The 14,393-nt window shown below is 61.1% G+C and carries 15 protein-coding genes; 13 read left to right on the top strand and 2 right to left on the bottom strand.

All coding sequences use genetic code 11. The features are described from left to right. Nucleotides 1-3 precede the first annotated feature (3 nt). On the top strand, nt 4-594 hold the full coding sequence (locus tag ACCC96_RS04755) for an LON peptidase substrate-binding domain-containing protein (protein ID WP_018925747.1): 591 nt from the start codon (nt 4-6) through the stop codon (nt 592-594). A gap of 17 nt (nt 595-611) precedes the next feature. Here ACCC96_RS04755 and ACCC96_RS04750 read toward each other — a convergent pair whose 3' ends face one another. Next, nucleotides 612-1,928 (bottom strand): bifunctional DedA family/phosphatase PAP2 family protein, encoded by a 1,317-nt coding sequence (locus tag ACCC96_RS04750; RefSeq protein WP_413695113.1) that lies wholly within the window; start codon nt 1,926-1,928, stop codon nt 612-614. A gap of 46 nt (nt 1,929-1,974) precedes the next feature. Then, on the bottom strand, nt 1,975-2,670 hold the full coding sequence (locus tag ACCC96_RS04745) for a DNA-3-methyladenine glycosylase (RefSeq protein WP_413695112.1): 696 nt from the start codon (nt 2,668-2,670) through the stop codon (nt 1,975-1,977). 177 nt (nt 2,671-2,847) lie between these two features. Here ACCC96_RS04745 and ACCC96_RS04740 point away from each other — a divergent pair, with 177 nt between their 5' ends. The 12 genes from ACCC96_RS04740 to lipA all read left to right on the top strand — a co-directional run bounded on the left by ACCC96_RS04740 (nt 2,848) and on the right by lipA (nt 14,303). Beyond that, on the top strand, nt 2,848-4,119 hold the full coding sequence (locus ACCC96_RS04740) for a glutamate-5-semialdehyde dehydrogenase (protein ID WP_138866357.1): 1,272 nt from the start codon (nt 2,848-2,850) through the stop codon (nt 4,117-4,119). Between the two features lies 1 nt (nt 4,120). Then, nucleotides 4,121-4,810 (top strand): nicotinate-nucleotide adenylyltransferase, encoded by a 690-nt coding sequence (gene nadD / locus ACCC96_RS04735; RefSeq protein WP_018925751.1) that lies wholly within the window; start codon nt 4,121-4,123, stop codon nt 4,808-4,810. A gap of 72 nt (nt 4,811-4,882) precedes the next feature. Beyond that, entirely contained in the window at nt 4,883-5,377 is a 495-nt protein-coding gene (gene rsfS / locus ACCC96_RS04730) for a ribosome silencing factor (RefSeq protein WP_019581345.1), read from the top strand. A gap of 9 nt (nt 5,378-5,386) precedes the next feature. Further along, nucleotides 5,387-5,854, top strand: coding sequence for a 23S rRNA (pseudouridine(1915)-N(3))-methyltransferase RlmH (gene rlmH, locus ACCC96_RS04725; protein ID WP_007937439.1), 468 nt, complete (start codon nt 5,387-5,389; stop codon nt 5,852-5,854). Nucleotides 5,855-5,864: 10 nt separating this feature from the next. Continuing rightward, entirely contained in the window at nt 5,865-7,760 is a 1,896-nt protein-coding gene (gene mrdA / locus ACCC96_RS04720) for a penicillin-binding protein 2 (RefSeq protein ID WP_007937437.1), read from the top strand. Nucleotides 7,761-7,791: 31 nt separating this feature from the next. Beyond that, on the top strand, nt 7,792-8,895 hold the full coding sequence (gene rodA, locus ACCC96_RS04715) for a rod shape-determining protein RodA (RefSeq protein WP_019650887.1): 1,104 nt from the start codon (nt 7,792-7,794) through the stop codon (nt 8,893-8,895). A 17-nt stretch (nt 8,896-8,912) separates the two neighbouring features. Further along, entirely contained in the window at nt 8,913-9,923 is a 1,011-nt protein-coding gene (gene mltB / locus ACCC96_RS04710) for a lytic murein transglycosylase B (RefSeq protein ID WP_018925755.1), read from the top strand. Beyond that, nucleotides 9,923-10,933: a septal ring lytic transglycosylase RlpA family protein gene (locus ACCC96_RS04705; RefSeq protein ID WP_026345997.1), complete on the top strand. Its 1,011-nt coding sequence runs from the start codon at nt 9,923-9,925 to the stop codon at nt 10,931-10,933. Before mltB ends, ACCC96_RS04705 begins: the two co-directional genes overlap by 1 nt. 182 nt (nt 10,934-11,115) lie before the next feature. Beyond that, nucleotides 11,116-12,273, top strand: a complete 1,158-nt coding sequence (locus ACCC96_RS04700; RefSeq protein ID WP_018925757.1) for a D-alanyl-D-alanine carboxypeptidase family protein — start codon at nt 11,116-11,118, stop codon at nt 12,271-12,273. A gap of 83 nt (nt 12,274-12,356) precedes the next feature. After that, nucleotides 12,357-12,632, top strand: a complete 276-nt coding sequence (locus ACCC96_RS04695; protein WP_003215438.1) for a DUF493 domain-containing protein — start codon at nt 12,357-12,359, stop codon at nt 12,630-12,632. Beyond that, on the top strand, nt 12,632-13,279 hold the full coding sequence (gene lipB / locus ACCC96_RS04690; RefSeq protein WP_019581344.1) for a lipoyl(octanoyl) transferase LipB: 648 nt from the start codon (nt 12,632-12,634) through the stop codon (nt 13,277-13,279). Before ACCC96_RS04695 ends, lipB begins: the two co-directional genes overlap by 1 nt. Nucleotide 13,280: 1 nt before the next feature. Further along, entirely contained in the window at nt 13,281-14,303 is a 1,023-nt protein-coding gene (lipA, locus tag ACCC96_RS04685; RefSeq protein ID WP_007937422.1) for a lipoyl synthase, read from the top strand. The last annotated feature ends 90 nt before the right edge of the window (nt 14,304-14,393 follow it).

Below are 14,393 nucleotides of genomic sequence, written 5' to 3'. Positions count from 1 at the left end.
TCTATGAGTTTGCCGCTTTTTCCGCTGAACACGGTGCTGTTTCCGGACTGCATCCTCGACTTGCAGATTTTCGAGGCGCGCTACCTGGACATGATCGGTCGTTGCATGAAACAGGGCAGTGGCTTCGGCGTGGTGTGCATTCTCGAGGGTGAAGAAGTCGGCATCGCTCCTGAAGGCTACGCGCGGGTGGGGTGCGAGGCGCTGATCACCGATTTCCATCAGCAGGACAACGGCCTGTTGGGCATTCGGGTAAAGGGCGGGCGGCGTTTCCACGTGGTGCGCACCGAGGTGCAGCGCGACCAGTTGATCGTCGCCGAAGTCGAGTGGCTCAAAGATGAGCCTGAACAACCGTTACAGGATGAAGACGCCGACCTGGTCGCGCTGCTCAAGGCCTTGGCGGAACACCCGATGGTCGAAGCGCTGAGCATGGGCACCGAAGCGACGGGGCAACAGTCGCTGGCCAATCAGTTGGCGTACCTGTTGCCGTTTTCCGAGGTGGACAAGATCGACTTGCTGCAACTCGATGATCCGCAGCAACGGCTGGATGCGATTCAGGCGTTGCTGGATGAGTTGCAGGGTGAGTTGTTTGCCTGACGTCCGCTTTTGATCTTCTAATACGCATACCGCAGCAAAGCATGCGGCAAATGCCTCAACACAAAGAATCCAAACAACGCCACCAGCGACGGCAACACCAGCCACCAGACCTTGGGTGGCATGGCGTTGAGCGGCGTCTGGCGTTGCGTCAGCCACAGGCTCACCGCACACACGCATGCCGCCAGCATCGCTCCGGCCAGCACATCGGTAGGCCAATGCGCCCCCAGGTACACCCGCGACAGGGCAATCGCCAGCGCCGGCAAACAACCCAGCAGCAACCAGGTCAGGCGCATCCGCGGCGGCTGCCCGCGACCGGCCAGCACCGCGAGCGTCAGAAACAGCGCGAACGAGCCCGAGGCGTGGCCGCTGGGCATGCTGTAGCTGGTCAGTGGATCGCTCAGCACTTCCGGGCGAATGCGGGCGAAAAAGTGTTTGGTTGCAGTGTTGCCCAGCGCGGTGAAAAGCAACGTGCTGCCGGCAAAGATCGCGTGCCGCCATTGTCGCGTCAGCAACAGCAAGGCAATCAGCAGGGCGCTGAACATAAACATGTTGCGGAACTCGCCAATCAGCGTGAACACCACGGCTACTTCATCGAGCATCGGGCTGCGGTGTTCCTGCACCAGGGTCATCAACCCTTGGTCGAGGGCGGTCAGGTGCGGATAGCCGATGAACAGTCCCGCCAGAATTAGAAAACTCATGCCGGTGATCAGCATCGTCGCCTTGCGATGGCGGCGCATGCTGCTGGTAATGCTCAAGCCCACCATGACGGCGATGCTGCCGGCAACGATCCCGGCCTCGGGCCAGAACCCTTCGGGCAATGGCAAGCGAATCGCCGCGCCGGTGGCCCAGCCGGGCAGCAGATAGGCAACGCTCCAGCCCGCGGCGGCCAACAGGCTGACGGCGGCGAAGCGGGGGAAGGGCATGTCGAACATTCCGGCGACCATCGGCAGCATTGGTCGCAACGGGCCGATAAAGCGTCCGACCAACAGGCTGGCAATGCCATAACGCTGAAAATACGCTTCGGCCCCGGCGATCCATTCCGGATGATGGCGCAACCCCGGCAGGCGCCGGATGTTCTGGTGGAAATGTCGCCCCAGGAAATACGAAACGATGTCGCCCAGCACGCCGCCGAGGAAACCCAGCAGCAATGTTTCACCCAGCGACAGTGCGCCACTGCCGGCCAGTACTGCCACGGCAAACAACAACACCGTACCGGGTACGATCAGCCCGGCAATCGCCAGGCACTCCACACACGCCACTAGGAACACCGCCAAGGCCAGCCACTGCGGATTGACCGTCAGCCAACCGGTCACGCTATCGAGCCATGGGCCCATAAAAACAACTCCATCGTATTGATTGAACCTGTGTAGGGGACTGTGTTCACAGCAAAAAATAATCGCGACCTTCGACTTGCCCACGTCGCAGCGGGTTCCGAGTGCAATAGGCGGCGTAAGCCGCATCGACGAAGCGGTACATCAAATGTTCGTCGCGCCCCTGGGGGATGCCCAGGCGTGTGGTCTGGATGATGTGGCCGGGCGCAGGCCCGATGTCTTCCACCAGCAGCACTTCATGGTCAAAGCGCTTGGCGTCCCAGACCGGCACCTTCAGCCCCAGCGCCTTGCACAGCAAGGTCTGCCCGGCGCACAGCTTTTGCGAGGGGCGAGGGCGGCCCTTGGCGTCGGGATTGTTCAACAGCATCTGCGCCAGGCTGGCTGGCCCGCTCAGTTCATCGACCCATGGATAGGCGGATTTGATCAGCACCGCATTGCCCGGACCTTGGGCACTGAAGTTCAGGGAATCGCCGCCGCGGGCGTAATACATATAGATGTGGCCGCCATCCAGAAACAAAGCCTTACGCTTTTCTGTGTAACCCAGGGAGGCGTGGCTACCCTTTTCTTCGCAGTAATAGGCTTCGGTCTCGATGATCCGGGCGCTGAGCCAAAGGTCGTCGACCCGGTGACGGATAATTTTCCCCAGTAAATCCCGGGCCAGCGTTTGGGCATCGCGGTCGAAAAAAGCATCCGGCAGAGCCTTGGGCGTGCGTGTGTCGGAGGTGCGAACGGTCAGATTAGTCATGATGAACAGCGTTTATCAGGGCTGATTGAGTCGTGATGATAACAATATGCAACTTAATCACGGCTGAACGTCGGCAATTTGCCTTCCATTTCGACCATCCGCCCGTCACCGCTGTTAGTCCCGAGACGCGACAGCTATAATCTGCCGCTTTCCTCTTTACCAAGACCACAGCAGACCATGACTGAGTCCGTTCTTGACTACATGACCCGTTTGGGTCGCGCCGCCCGCGAAGCTTCCCGCGTGATCGGCCGTGCCAGCACCGCGCAGAAAAACCGCGCCTTGCAGGCGGCCGCCAATGCGCTGGATGCTGCGCGCGCCGAGCTGACCGCAGCCAATGAACTGGATTTGGCCGCCGGCCGTGCCAATGGTCTTGAGCCGGCCCTGCTGGAACGCCTGGCGCTGACCCCGGCGCGCATCGACGGCATGATCGTCGGTTTGCGTCAGGTCGCGGCTCTGCCGGACCCGGTCGGCGCAATCCGTGACATGAGTTATCGGCCGTCGGGCATTCAGGTCGGCAAGATGCGCGTGCCGTTGGGCGTGATCGGGATCATCTACGAATCGCGGCCGAACGTGACCATCGATGCTGCCAGCCTGTGCCTGAAGTCCGGTAACGCGACCATCCTGCGTGGCGGCTCCGAAGCGATTCACTCCAACCGCGCCATTGCCGCCTGCATCCAGCGCGGCCTGGCCGAGGCCGATCTGCCGGCCGCGGTGGTGCAAGTGGTCGAAACCACCGACCGTGCCGCCGTCGGCGCGCTGATCACCATGCCCGAATACGTCGACGTCATCGTGCCCCGCGGCGGCCGTGGCCTGATCGAACGGGTCAGCCGCGATGCCCGCGTGCCCGTCATCAAGCACCTGGACGGCATCTGTCACGTCTACGTCAGTGCCCACGCCGATCTGCCGAAAGCCCAGCGCATCGCATTCAACGCCAAGACTTACCGTTACGGCATCTGCGGCGCGATGGAAACCCTGTTGGTCGATCAAGCCGTCGCCAAAGAGTTTCTGCCAGCGATGGCTGCCCAGTTCCGCGAAAAAGGCGTCGAGCTGCGCGGTTGTGAGCGCACCCGGGCGATCATCGAGGCCGTCGCGGCCACTGAAGAAGACTGGACTACCGAATACCTGGCGCCGATCCTCTCGATCCGCGTGGTCGACGGGCTGGACCAGGCCATCGAGCACATCAACCAGTACGGCTCCCATCACACCGACTCGATCGTCAGCGAAAACCTGGCTGACACCCGGCGTTTCGTGGCTGAAGTCGATTCGTCCTCGGTGATGATCAACACCCCGACCTGCTTCGCCGATGGCTTCGAATACGGATTGGGTGCCGAGATTGGCATTTCTACTGATAAGCTGCACGCCCGCGGCCCGGTGGGCCTCGAAGGTCTGACCTGCGAGAAGTACATCGTGGTCGGTGATGGTCAGTTGCGCGGCCAGGAGTCGCTCTGACTTGGGCGACCTCGACCCGTCAGCCCCTGTGACCGCCAGCGAGCCCCGGCCTCGACGCATTGGCGTACTGGGCGGGACCTTCGACCCGGTGCACATCGGCCATTTGCGCGGTGCGCTGGAAGTCGCCGAATCGCTGGCGCTCGATGAGTTGCGTCTGACACCCAGTGCCAGGCCGCCCCATCGGGACAAGCCGCAGGTATCGGCGAAGGACCGTCTGGCGATGGTCAAGTGCGCGGTGGCCGGTGTGGCACCGTTGGTGGTGGATGCCCGCGAATTGCAGCGGGACAAGCCGTCCTACACCATCGACACCCTGGAACTGATGCGCGCCGAACTTGCCGCGTCAGACCAGGTTTTTCTACTTTTGGGCTGGGACGCATTTTGCGGCCTGCCCACTTGGCACCGCTGGGAAGAGTTGCTCCAGCATTGCCACATCCTGGTGCTGCAACGCCCGGATGCCGACAGCGAACCGCCGGATGCCTTGCGCAACCTGCTGGCAGCACGTTCGGTGAGCGACCCGCTGGCCCTCAAAGGGCCGAGCGGACAGATTGCATTCGTCTGGCAGACACCGCTCGCGGTATCCGCCACCCAGATCCGTCAACTGCTGGCCAGCGGTAAGTCGGTACGTTTCCTGGTGCCCGACGCGGTCCTGGCCTACATCGATGCGCACGGACTTTACCGTGCGTCGAACTGAAAAAGGGCGCGCTTCAAGGCACGTGAATGCGTGTATCGAAGCGCCCGAACATACGAGCAAAACGAGTTTTATATGACTGACAAAGACGTAAACAAAGTAAAGCGCAAGGGCACATTCAAGAGCGCACCGCTGCCAGTAGAAGCGCCAACTGGCGCACCACTGGCCGGCGAAGAGCTGGTCAAGGTTGCCGTAGCGGCCCTGGAAGACGTCAAGGCCCAGGACATTCAGGTGATCGACGTTCGTGAAAAGCAGAGCATCACTGACTACATGATCATCGCCACCGGTACCTCCAACCGCCAGATCGGCGCGATGCTGGACAAGGTCCGCGAAGCCGTCAAAGCCCAAGGCGTCAAGCCGCTGGGTGAAGAAGGCAAGGGCGACAGCGACTGGGTACTGCTGGATATGGACGACGTCATCGTGCACATGATGACTGCCTCGGCGCGCCAGTTCTATGACCTGGAACGCCTGTGGGCCGGCGCCGAGCAAAGCCGTTCTGCCAGCGCTGCACACCACAGCCCTGAGAACACCCATGAGCATTTCACCAAGCTCAACAAAGACCAGCAATAAGGGAACGCTGTGCGACTGCGACTGATCGCCGTCGGTTCACGCATGCCCAAGTGGGTGGAAGAAGGCTGGCATGAATATGCCAAGCGTCTTCCTTCCGAGCTGGCGCTGGAACTGGTGGAAATTCCGCTCAACACCCGCGGCAAGAACGCCGACGTGGCGCGCTTTATCCGTCAGGAAGGCGAAGCCATGCTGGCCAAGGTCGGGCCGAACGAGCGCGTTGTCACCCTCGAAGTCCACGGCAAGCCCTGGAGCACCGAGCAACTGGCGGTCGAGCTCGATCGCTGGCGGCTGGACTCGCGCACGGTGAATTTCATGGTCGGCGGCCCCGAGGGGCTGGCGCCGGAAGTCTGTGCCCGGGCGGATCAACGTTGGTCGTTGTCGCCGTTGACGTTGCCGCACCCACTGGTGCGGATTCTGATCGGCGAACAGCTGTATCGTGCCTGGACAGTGCTGTCCGGCCACCCTTACCACAAGTAGTTCTGCCCTCATGTCCCAGCCGATCCGCATCAAGGACCACGAAAAAGACGCCCGTCTGGTGCGTGGCCGCGTCGTGTTCGGGGCTATTGCGGTCGTGACGCTGATCGGCGTGCTGATCGCGCGGCTGTATTTCCTTCAGGTGATCCAGTACGAGTACCACTCGACCCTGTCGGAAAACAACCGCGTCCATGTGCAGCCGATTCCGCCGACTCGCGGGCTGATCTTCGACCGCAATGGCGTGGTGGTGGCCGACAACCGGCCCAGCTTCAGCCTGAGCATGACCCGCGAACGCTCCGGCGACTGGCAGCAAGTGCTCGACGTAATCGTCGAAGTGCTGGAGCTGACGCCCGAGGACCGGGTGATCTTCGAGAAGCGTATGCGTCAGGGGCGTCGGCCGTTCGAGCCGGTGCCGATCCTGTTCGAGCTGACCGAAGAGCAGATCGCCCGCATCGCGGTGAACCAGTTCCGTCTGCCGGGCGTGGAAGTGGTCGCGCAGCTGGTTCGTCACTATCCGCAGGGCGCGCACTTTGCGCACTCGGTGGGTTACATGGGGCGGATCAACGAGAAAGAGCTCAAGACTCTGGACCCGGTGAGTTACAGCGGCACCCATCAAATTGGCAAAACCGGCATCGAGCGCTTCTACGAGCCCGAATTGCACGGTCAGGTCGGTTACGAAGAAGTCGAGACCAACGCCCGTGGCCGCGTGCTGCGGGTACTCAAACGTACCGAACCGATTTCCGGCAAGGACATCGTCCTGAGCCTGGACATCAAATTGCAGGAAGCCGCCGAAGCTGCACTCGGCGGTCGCCGTGGCGCGGTCGTGGCGCTGGATCCGGCGACCGGCGAAGTGCTGGCGATGGTCAGCCAGCCGAGTTTCGACCCGAACCTGTTCGTCACCGGCATCAGTTTCAAGGCCTACTCCGAGCTGCGTGACTCCATCGACCGGCCACTGTTCAACCGCGTGCTGCGCGGTCTGTACCCGCCGGGTTCGACCATCAAGCCTGCGGTGGCGATTGCCGGCCTGGATGCGGGCGTGGTCACGGCGTCGACCCGGGTGTTCGACCCGGGTTACTACATGCTGCCCAACTACGATCACAAGTACCGCAACTGGAACCGTACCGGTGACGGCTTTGTCGATCTCGACACGGCGATCATGCGTTCCAACGACACCTACTTCTATGACCTGGCGCACAAGCTGGGGATTGATCGCTTGTCGTCCTACCTGAGCAAATTCGGCATTGGCCAGAAGGTCTCCCTGGACATGTTCGAAGAGTCGCCGGGGCTGATGCCGACACGGGAATGGAAGCGCGTGACCCGTCGTCAGGCCTGGTTCCCGGGCGAGACGCTGATTCTCGGGATCGGGCAGGGCTACATGCAGTCCACTCCGTTGCAACTGGCGCAGGCCACAGCACTGGTGGCCAACAAGGGTGTCTGGAATCGTCCGCACCTGGCCAAGACCATCGAGGGCGAGAAGCCGAAGGATGAAAATCCGATGCCGGACATTATCCTGCGCGACCCGTCGGACTGGACCAAGGTCAACCACGGCATGCAGCAGGTGATGCACGGTGCCCGGGGTACGGCGCGCAAGGCATCGATCGGCGCGCAATACCGGATCGCCGGCAAAAGTGGTACGGCCCAGGTGGTCGCGATCAAGCAGGGCGAGAAGTACGACCGCTCCAAGGTGCAGGAGCGCCACCGCGACCACGCCTTGTTCGTCGGCTTCGCACCGGCCGACAACCCGAAAATCGTGGTGTCGGTGATGGTCGAGAACGGCGAGTCCGGCTCCGGCGTCGCCGCGCCGGTGGTGCGTCAAGTGATGGACGCCTGGCTCCTCGACCAGGACGGCCGACTGAAAGCCGAATACGCCAGCCCTATCAGTGCGGAGGCTACGGCCCGTGAAGAATAATTTCGATCGCATGCTCTCAAGCGAGGATGTGATGCGTCGCCGTGCGACGCTGTTGCAACGCCTGCACATCGACGGCCCGCTGCTGATCCTGCTGCTGACCCTCGCCGCCGGCAGCCTGTTCGTGCTGTATTCGGCCAGCGGCAAGAGCTGGGATCTGCTGGCCAAGCAAGCCACTTCCTTCGGCATCGGCCTGATATCGATGATCGTCATCGCTCAGTTCGAACCGCGCTTCATGGCCCGCTGGGTGCCGCTCGGCTATGTGGTCGGCGTGATCTTGCTGGTGGTGGTGGACGTCATGGGCCACAACGCCATGGGGGCCACCCGCTGGATCAATATCCCCGGGGTGATCCGCTTCCAGCCCTCGGAATTCATGAAGATCCTGATGCCGGCGACCATCGCCTGGTATTTGGCCAAGCGCTCCTTGCCGCCACAGCTCAAGCACGTGGGGATCAGTCTGGTGCTGATCGGTGTCCCGTTCATTCTGATCGTGCGTCAGCCCGACCTCGGCACTTCGTTGCTGATCCTCGCCGGTGGCGCATTCGTGCTGTTCATGGGCGGCCTGCGCTGGCGCTGGATCCTCAGCGTGATTGCCGCCGCCGTGCCGGTGGCCGTGGCGATGTGGTTCTTCATCATGCACGACTATCAAAAGCAGCGAATCCTGACCTTCCTCGACCCCGAGAGCGATCCGCTGGGCACGGGCTGGAACATCATTCAGTCGAAAGCGGCCATTGGTTCCGGCGGCGTGTTCGGCAAGGGCTGGTTGCTCGGCACCCAGTCGCACCTGGACTTCCTGCCGGAAAGTCACACCGACTTCATTATTGCGGTACTGGGCGAAGAGTTTGGCCTTGTAGGCATCTGCGCGCTGCTGCTGATTTACCTGCTGTTGATCGGTCGCGGGCTGGTGATTACCGCCCAGGCCCAGACGTTGTTTGGCAAATTGCTTGCGGGCAGCCTGACCATGACGTTTTTTGTTTATGTTTTCGTCAACATCGGTATGGTCAGTGGCCTGTTGCCGGTGGTGGGGGTGCCGTTGCCGTTCATTAGCTACGGAGGAACTTCGCTGGTGACGCTGCTGTCAGCGTTTGGGGTTTTGATGTCGATCCATACCCATCGCAAGTGGATCGCGCAGGTTTGAATAAGGTGAAGATTTCAATGCAAGTAATGCGTGGCTGGGCGACTCGATACGCACCGTGGGTCGGCCTGGTGAGCATCCTTGGTTCCGTGCAGGAAGCATTGGCCGGCGATTACGAAGGTTCACCCCAGGTGGCCGAGTTCGTTGGTGAAATGACCCGTGACTACGGCTTTGCCGGTGAACAGCTGATGGGCGTGTTCCGCGAAGCCGAGCGCAAACAGTCGATTCTGGACGCGATCTCCAAACCCGCCGAACGCGTCAAGCAGTGGAAAGAATATCGCCCGATGTTCATCACCGACGCGCGCATCGCCCGTGGCGTGGACTTCTGGCGTCAGCACGAGGCGGTGCTGGCTCGCGCCGAGCAGGAATACGGTGTGCCGGCGCAGGTGATCGTCTCGATCATCGGCGTCGAGACCTTTTTTGGTCGCAATACCGGTAATTATCGGGTGATCGACGCCTTGTCGACCCTGGGTTTCGACTATCCTCCCCGTGCTGATTTCTTCCGCAAGGAGTTGCGTGAATTCCTGCTGCTGGCCCGTGAAGAGCAGGTCGACCCGTTGACCCTCAAAGGCTCCTACGCCGGGGCCATGGGCTTGCCGCAATTCATGCCGAGCAGCTTTCGCGCCTATGCGGTGGATTTCGACGGTGACGGCCACATTAATATCTGGACCAACCCGGACGATGCCATCGGCAGCGTCGCCAGTTATTTCAAGCAACACGGCTGGGTTGCCGGCGAACCTGTGGTCAGTCGTGCCGATGTGCGCGGCGATCAGGTGGACGACGGGCTGACCGATGGCATCGAACCGACGAAAACCGTCGGGGAGTTGCGGGCGCTGGGCTGGTCGAGTCATGATGCGCTGCGCGATGATATGCCGGTCACGGCTTTCCGCCTGGAAGGTGACAATGGCCCTGAATACTGGATGGGCCTGACGAATTTTTACGCGATCACGCGTTATAACCGCAGCGTGATGTACGCCATGGCCGTACATCAACTGTCTGAACAGCTGGTCCAAGCACGGGGCGTCAAGTAATGCGGGCATTGCCTATGAATAAACCCCTGAAGCTCATGGCATTCGCCGCGTTGGCGGTGCTGGTCGCCAGTTGTTCGACCAGCCGCTCACCGACTCAGAAGTCTTCCACCGCCGTTCGTTCGGCCCCCGGCCTGGATATCAACCGGGCGCACAAGGATGGCGCACCCTGGTGGGACGTCGACGTATCGCGCATCCCGGATGCCACGCCGACCCTGCACAGCGGTCCTTATAAAGCCAACCCGTACACCGTGCTGGGCAAGACCTACTTCCCGCTGCAGGAATCCAAGACCTACGTCGCGTCGGGCACGGCGTCCTGGTATGGCACCAAGTTCCACGGCCAGAACACCGCCAACGGCGAGGTGTATGACCTGTATGGCATGAGCGCCGCCCACAAGACCTTGCCACTTCCAAGTTACGTTCGGGTGACCAACCTGGACAACAACAAGACGGTGATTCTGCGGGTCAATGACCGTGGGCCGTTCTATTCAGACCGGATCATCGACTTGTCCTACGCGGCCGCCAAGAAGCTTGGCTACGCTGAAATCGGCACGGCGCGGGTCAAGGTCGAAGGCATCGACCCGCAGGAATGGTGGGCGCAGAGAGGTCGTCCGGCACCGTTGATGCTCAACGAGCCGCAAGTGGCGCAAAATGCCGCGCCGACCGTGACGGCTTCCACTGGCACCGTCGAGCAATGGACGCCACCGCCGCAGCAACACGCCGCGGCCGTTGTGCCTGTGCAGATCGATGCAAAAAAAAACGCTTCTGTACCAGCCTCTGGCCAGTATCTGCAGGTGGGCGCGTTCGCCAACCCGGACGCTGCAGAACTCCTGAGATCGAAGCTCAGCGGGATGGTGAGCGCTCCGGTGTTCATCAGCTCGATCGTGCGTAACCAGCAGACACTGCATCGGGTGCGCATGGGGCCGATCGGCTCTGCGGGTGAAATCCAGCAGGTGCAGAACAGCGTGCGGCTGGCCAATCTCGGTTCACCGAGCCTGGTCAGCGCCGAGTAACACGTAGTACTTGATTGACGGTTCGCTTGCAGTTTTGGGGGCGAACCGGGTTGTTGGCTCGTTGAAGAACAAAAGCCCGGCAAGGGTTACAGAGTGAGCAACTGAACACGTGACAGCTTTTTGAAAAGTTGTCTGATTAGTTTTGCCCTAGGGCAGTTTCCATTAGCGATTTCGAGAGACGGATGAACATCACCACCTTTGCCAAACGCCTGTGCCTGCTAGTCCCGCTGCTCCTCTCACCCGCGGCTTTCGCGGTCGAGATGATGCCGTCGCCACCGCAATTGGCCGCCAAAGCCTACGTACTCATGGACGCCAGCAGCGGCAACGTGCTGGTAGAGAACAACGGTGACCAGCGTCTGCCGCCGGCCAGCCTGACCAAGCTGATGACCGCGTACATCGCGACCCTGGAAATCCGTCGTGGCCAGATCGGCGAAAACGATCCGGTGACCGTCAGCGAGAACGCTTGGCGTACTGGTGGTTCGCGGATGTTCATCAAGGTCGGCTCGCAAGTTACCGTCAGCGACCTGCTGCACGGCATCATCATTCAGTCGGGCAACGACGCCAGTGTTGCGCTTTCCGAGCACATCGCCGGCAGCGAAGACGCATTCGCCGACCTGATGAACAAAACCGTTGCTGATCTGGGCATGACCAACACCCACTTCATGAACCCGACCGGTCTGCCGAACCCTGAGCACTACTCGTCGGCTCACGACATGGCCGTGCTGGCTCGCGCGATCATCCACGAAGACCCGGCTCACTACGCGATCTACTCGCAGAAAGAGTTCTTCTGGAACGGCATCAAGCAGCCTAACCGCAACCTGCTGCTGTGGCGCGACAAGACTGTCGACGGTCTGAAAACCGGTCACACCGACGAAGCCGGCTACTGCATGGTGTCTTCGGCCGTACGTGATGGCATGCGCCTGATCGCCGTGGTGTTCGGCACCAACAGCGAAGTGGCTCGTGCTGCCGAAACCCAGAAGCTGCTGACTTACGGTTTCCGCTTCTTCGAAACCCAGACCTTCTATCAGAAAGGCGCCGAGCTGGCTCAGGCACCTGTCTGGAAAGGCACCACCAATCAAGTCAAGGCCGGCCTGGCTGAAGACCTGACCATGACCTTGCCGAAAGGCCAGCTGAAGAAGCTTGCTGCCAGCATGACCATGAACCCGCAACTGGTTGCGCCAATCGCCAAGGGCGACGTGATCGGTAAAGTCGAAGTGAAACTGGACGACAAAGTGGTGCACAGCGCCGACCTGATCGCTCTGGACGCGGTCGACGAGGGTGGTATCTTCCGCCGCATGTGGGATAGCATCCGTCTATTCTTCTACGGCTTGTTCAACTGATAGTGTGCACCTGCATGGCCCCGCGCTGATCCGGCGTGGGGCCTTGCTGTCGCCACGGCTTACGCTTACGAGGCCGTTACGCCATGACCGATACCGAAGTAAAGGCGCCTAAGATCGAATTCCCCAATGTTGATTACCCGGTTAAGGTGATCAGCGATACGGGTGTAGGCAACAAAGACAAGATCATCGAGATCGTCAAGAAACACGCGACGATCAACCATGACCGCGTTGATGAGCGCCAAAGCACCAACGGCAAGTACACCACGATTCAGTTGCACATCGTCGCCACCGACCAGGACCAGCTGTACAACATCAACAGCGAACTGCGGGCTACCGGCTTCGTGCACATGGTGCTGTGATGCCTGGCACGCTGGGCTTTCGCGAACTTGGCCAGATGGCTTACGAGCCGGTCTGGCATGCCATGCAACGCTTCACCAACGAACGCGGCAGCGATGCCGCCGACGAGATCTGGCTGGTCGAGCACTCGCCGGTGTTCACCCAGGGCCAGGCCGGCAAGGCTGAACACCTGTTGCTGCCAGGTGATATTCCGGTGGTGCAGGTCGATCGCGGTGGTCAGGTGACCTACCACGGTCCGGGCCAATTGGTAGCCTACCTGTTGCTGGATGTGCGCAAGCTGGGGTTCGGCGTGCGTGACCTGGTCAGCCGCATGGAGCAGTGCCTGATCGAGTTGCTGGCCAGTTACGGCGTGACCGCATCCGCCAAGCCGGATGCACCGGGTGTGTATGTCGATGGCGCGAAAATCGCGTCCTTGGGTCTGCGGATCCGCCACGGTTGTTCCTTTCATGGCCTGGCCCTGAACGTGGATATGAACCTGGAACCGTTTCGACGGATTAATCCCTGCGGCTATGCCGGGCTGGCGATGACCCAGCTGCGCGATCACGCAGGACCGATTGAATTTGCCGAGGTAAGTGCCCGGCTGCGCGCGCAGCTCGTCAAACACCTCGACTATGCTGAGCAGACGACCCTAACGGGCGGAATCGATTGATATGACTACTGATGCAGTGCAAACCATGATCCCGACGCTCGATGTCACCGAGCGTCCGGCCCCGCGTGCCAAGGTTGAAGCCGGCGTCAAGCTGCGCGGCGCCGAGAAGGTTGCACGCATCCCGGTGAAGATCATCCCGACCACCGAACTACCGAAGAAACCCGACTGGATTCGCGTGCGCATCCCGGTTTCCCCGGAGGTCGATCGCATCAAGGCCCTACTGCGCAAGCACAAGCTGCACAGCGTTTGCGAAGAAGCATCCTGCCCTAACCTGGGCGAGTGCTTCTCCGGCGGCACAGCGACCTTCATGATCATGGGCGACATCTGCACCCGTCGTTGCCCGTTCTGCGACGTCGGCCACGGCCGTCCAAAGCCTCTGGACGTGAACGAGCCGGAAAGCCTGGCCATCGCCATCGCCGACCTGAAACTGAAATACGTGGTCATCACCTCGGTAGACCGCGACGACCTGCGTGACGGCGGTGCCCAGCACTTTGCCGACTGCATCCGCGAAATCCGCAAACTGTCGCCGAACGTACAGCTCGAAACCCTGGTCCCGGACTACCGTGGCCGTATGGACATCGCGCTGGAAATCACCGCCGCCGAGCCGCCGGATGTGTTCAACCACAACCTGGAAACCGTGCCGCGCCTGTACAAGGCTGCGCGTCCGGGGTCGGATTACCAGTGGTCGCTGACCCTGCTGCAACGCTTCAAGCAGATGATGCCGCACATTCCGACCAAGTCCGGCCTGATGCTGGGTCTGGGCGAAACCGACGAAGAAGTCATCGAAGTCATGAAACGCATGCGCGAACACGACATCGACATGCTGACCCTGGGCCAGTACCTGCAACCGTCCCGCAGCCACTTGCCGGTCCAGCGCTTCGTGCACCCGGACACCTTCGCCTGGTTTGCCGAGGAAGGTTACAAGATGGGCTTCAAGAACGTCGCTTCCGGCCCGCTGGTACGCTCCTCGTACCACGCCGACGAGCAGGCGAAGCTGGTCAAGGCCGAATTGATGTCGTCCTGATTCCGCGCTGAAAAAAGAGCACGCCCGCAAGGTTAGTCCTTGCGGGCGTTTTCATTGGCGGTGCCCACATCCTCTTCAGGCTTTTCCTGC

It is taken from the genome of Pseudomonas sp. Pseusp11, assembly GCF_047304405.1.
Lineage (GTDB): Bacteria > Pseudomonadota > Gammaproteobacteria > Pseudomonadales > Pseudomonadaceae > Aquipseudomonas.
The sequence above is the reverse complement of the archived record's forward strand: the minus strand, read 5'-3'. Positions and strand labels throughout refer to the sequence as shown.

Bases quoted from the DNA above. Each gene is read 5' to 3' on its own strand.
- ACCC96_RS04755 (WP_018925747.1), top strand. From the start codon at position 4: ATGAGTTTGCCGCTTTTTCCGCTGAACACGGTGCTGTTTCCGGACTGC.
- ACCC96_RS04750 (WP_413695113.1), bottom strand. From the start codon at position 1,928: ATGGGCCCATGGCTCGATAGCGTGACCGGTTGGCTGACGGTCAATCCG.
- ACCC96_RS04745 (WP_413695112.1), bottom strand. From the start codon at position 2,670: ATGACTAATCTGACCGTTCGCACCTCCGACACACGCACGCCCAAGGCT.
- ACCC96_RS04740 (WP_138866357.1), top strand. From the start codon at position 2,848: ATGACTGAGTCCGTTCTTGACTACATGACCCGTTTGGGTCGCGCCGCC.
- rsfS (WP_019581345.1), top strand. From the start codon at position 4,883: ATGACTGACAAAGACGTAAACAAAGTAAAGCGCAAGGGCACATTCAAG.
- mrdA (WP_007937437.1), top strand. From the start codon at position 5,865: ATGTCCCAGCCGATCCGCATCAAGGACCACGAAAAAGACGCCCGTCTG.
- rodA (WP_019650887.1), top strand. From the start codon at position 7,792: ATGCGTCGCCGTGCGACGCTGTTGCAACGCCTGCACATCGACGGCCCG.
- mltB (WP_018925755.1), top strand. From the start codon at position 8,913: ATGCAAGTAATGCGTGGCTGGGCGACTCGATACGCACCGTGGGTCGGC.
- ACCC96_RS04705 (WP_026345997.1), top strand. From the start codon at position 9,923: ATGCGGGCATTGCCTATGAATAAACCCCTGAAGCTCATGGCATTCGCC.
- ACCC96_RS04700 (WP_018925757.1), top strand. From the start codon at position 11,116: ATGAACATCACCACCTTTGCCAAACGCCTGTGCCTGCTAGTCCCGCTG.
- ACCC96_RS04695 (WP_003215438.1), top strand. From the start codon at position 12,357: ATGACCGATACCGAAGTAAAGGCGCCTAAGATCGAATTCCCCAATGTT.
- lipB (WP_019581344.1), top strand. From the start codon at position 12,632: ATGCCTGGCACGCTGGGCTTTCGCGAACTTGGCCAGATGGCTTACGAG.
- lipA (WP_007937422.1), top strand. From the start codon at position 13,281: ATGACTACTGATGCAGTGCAAACCATGATCCCGACGCTCGATGTCACC.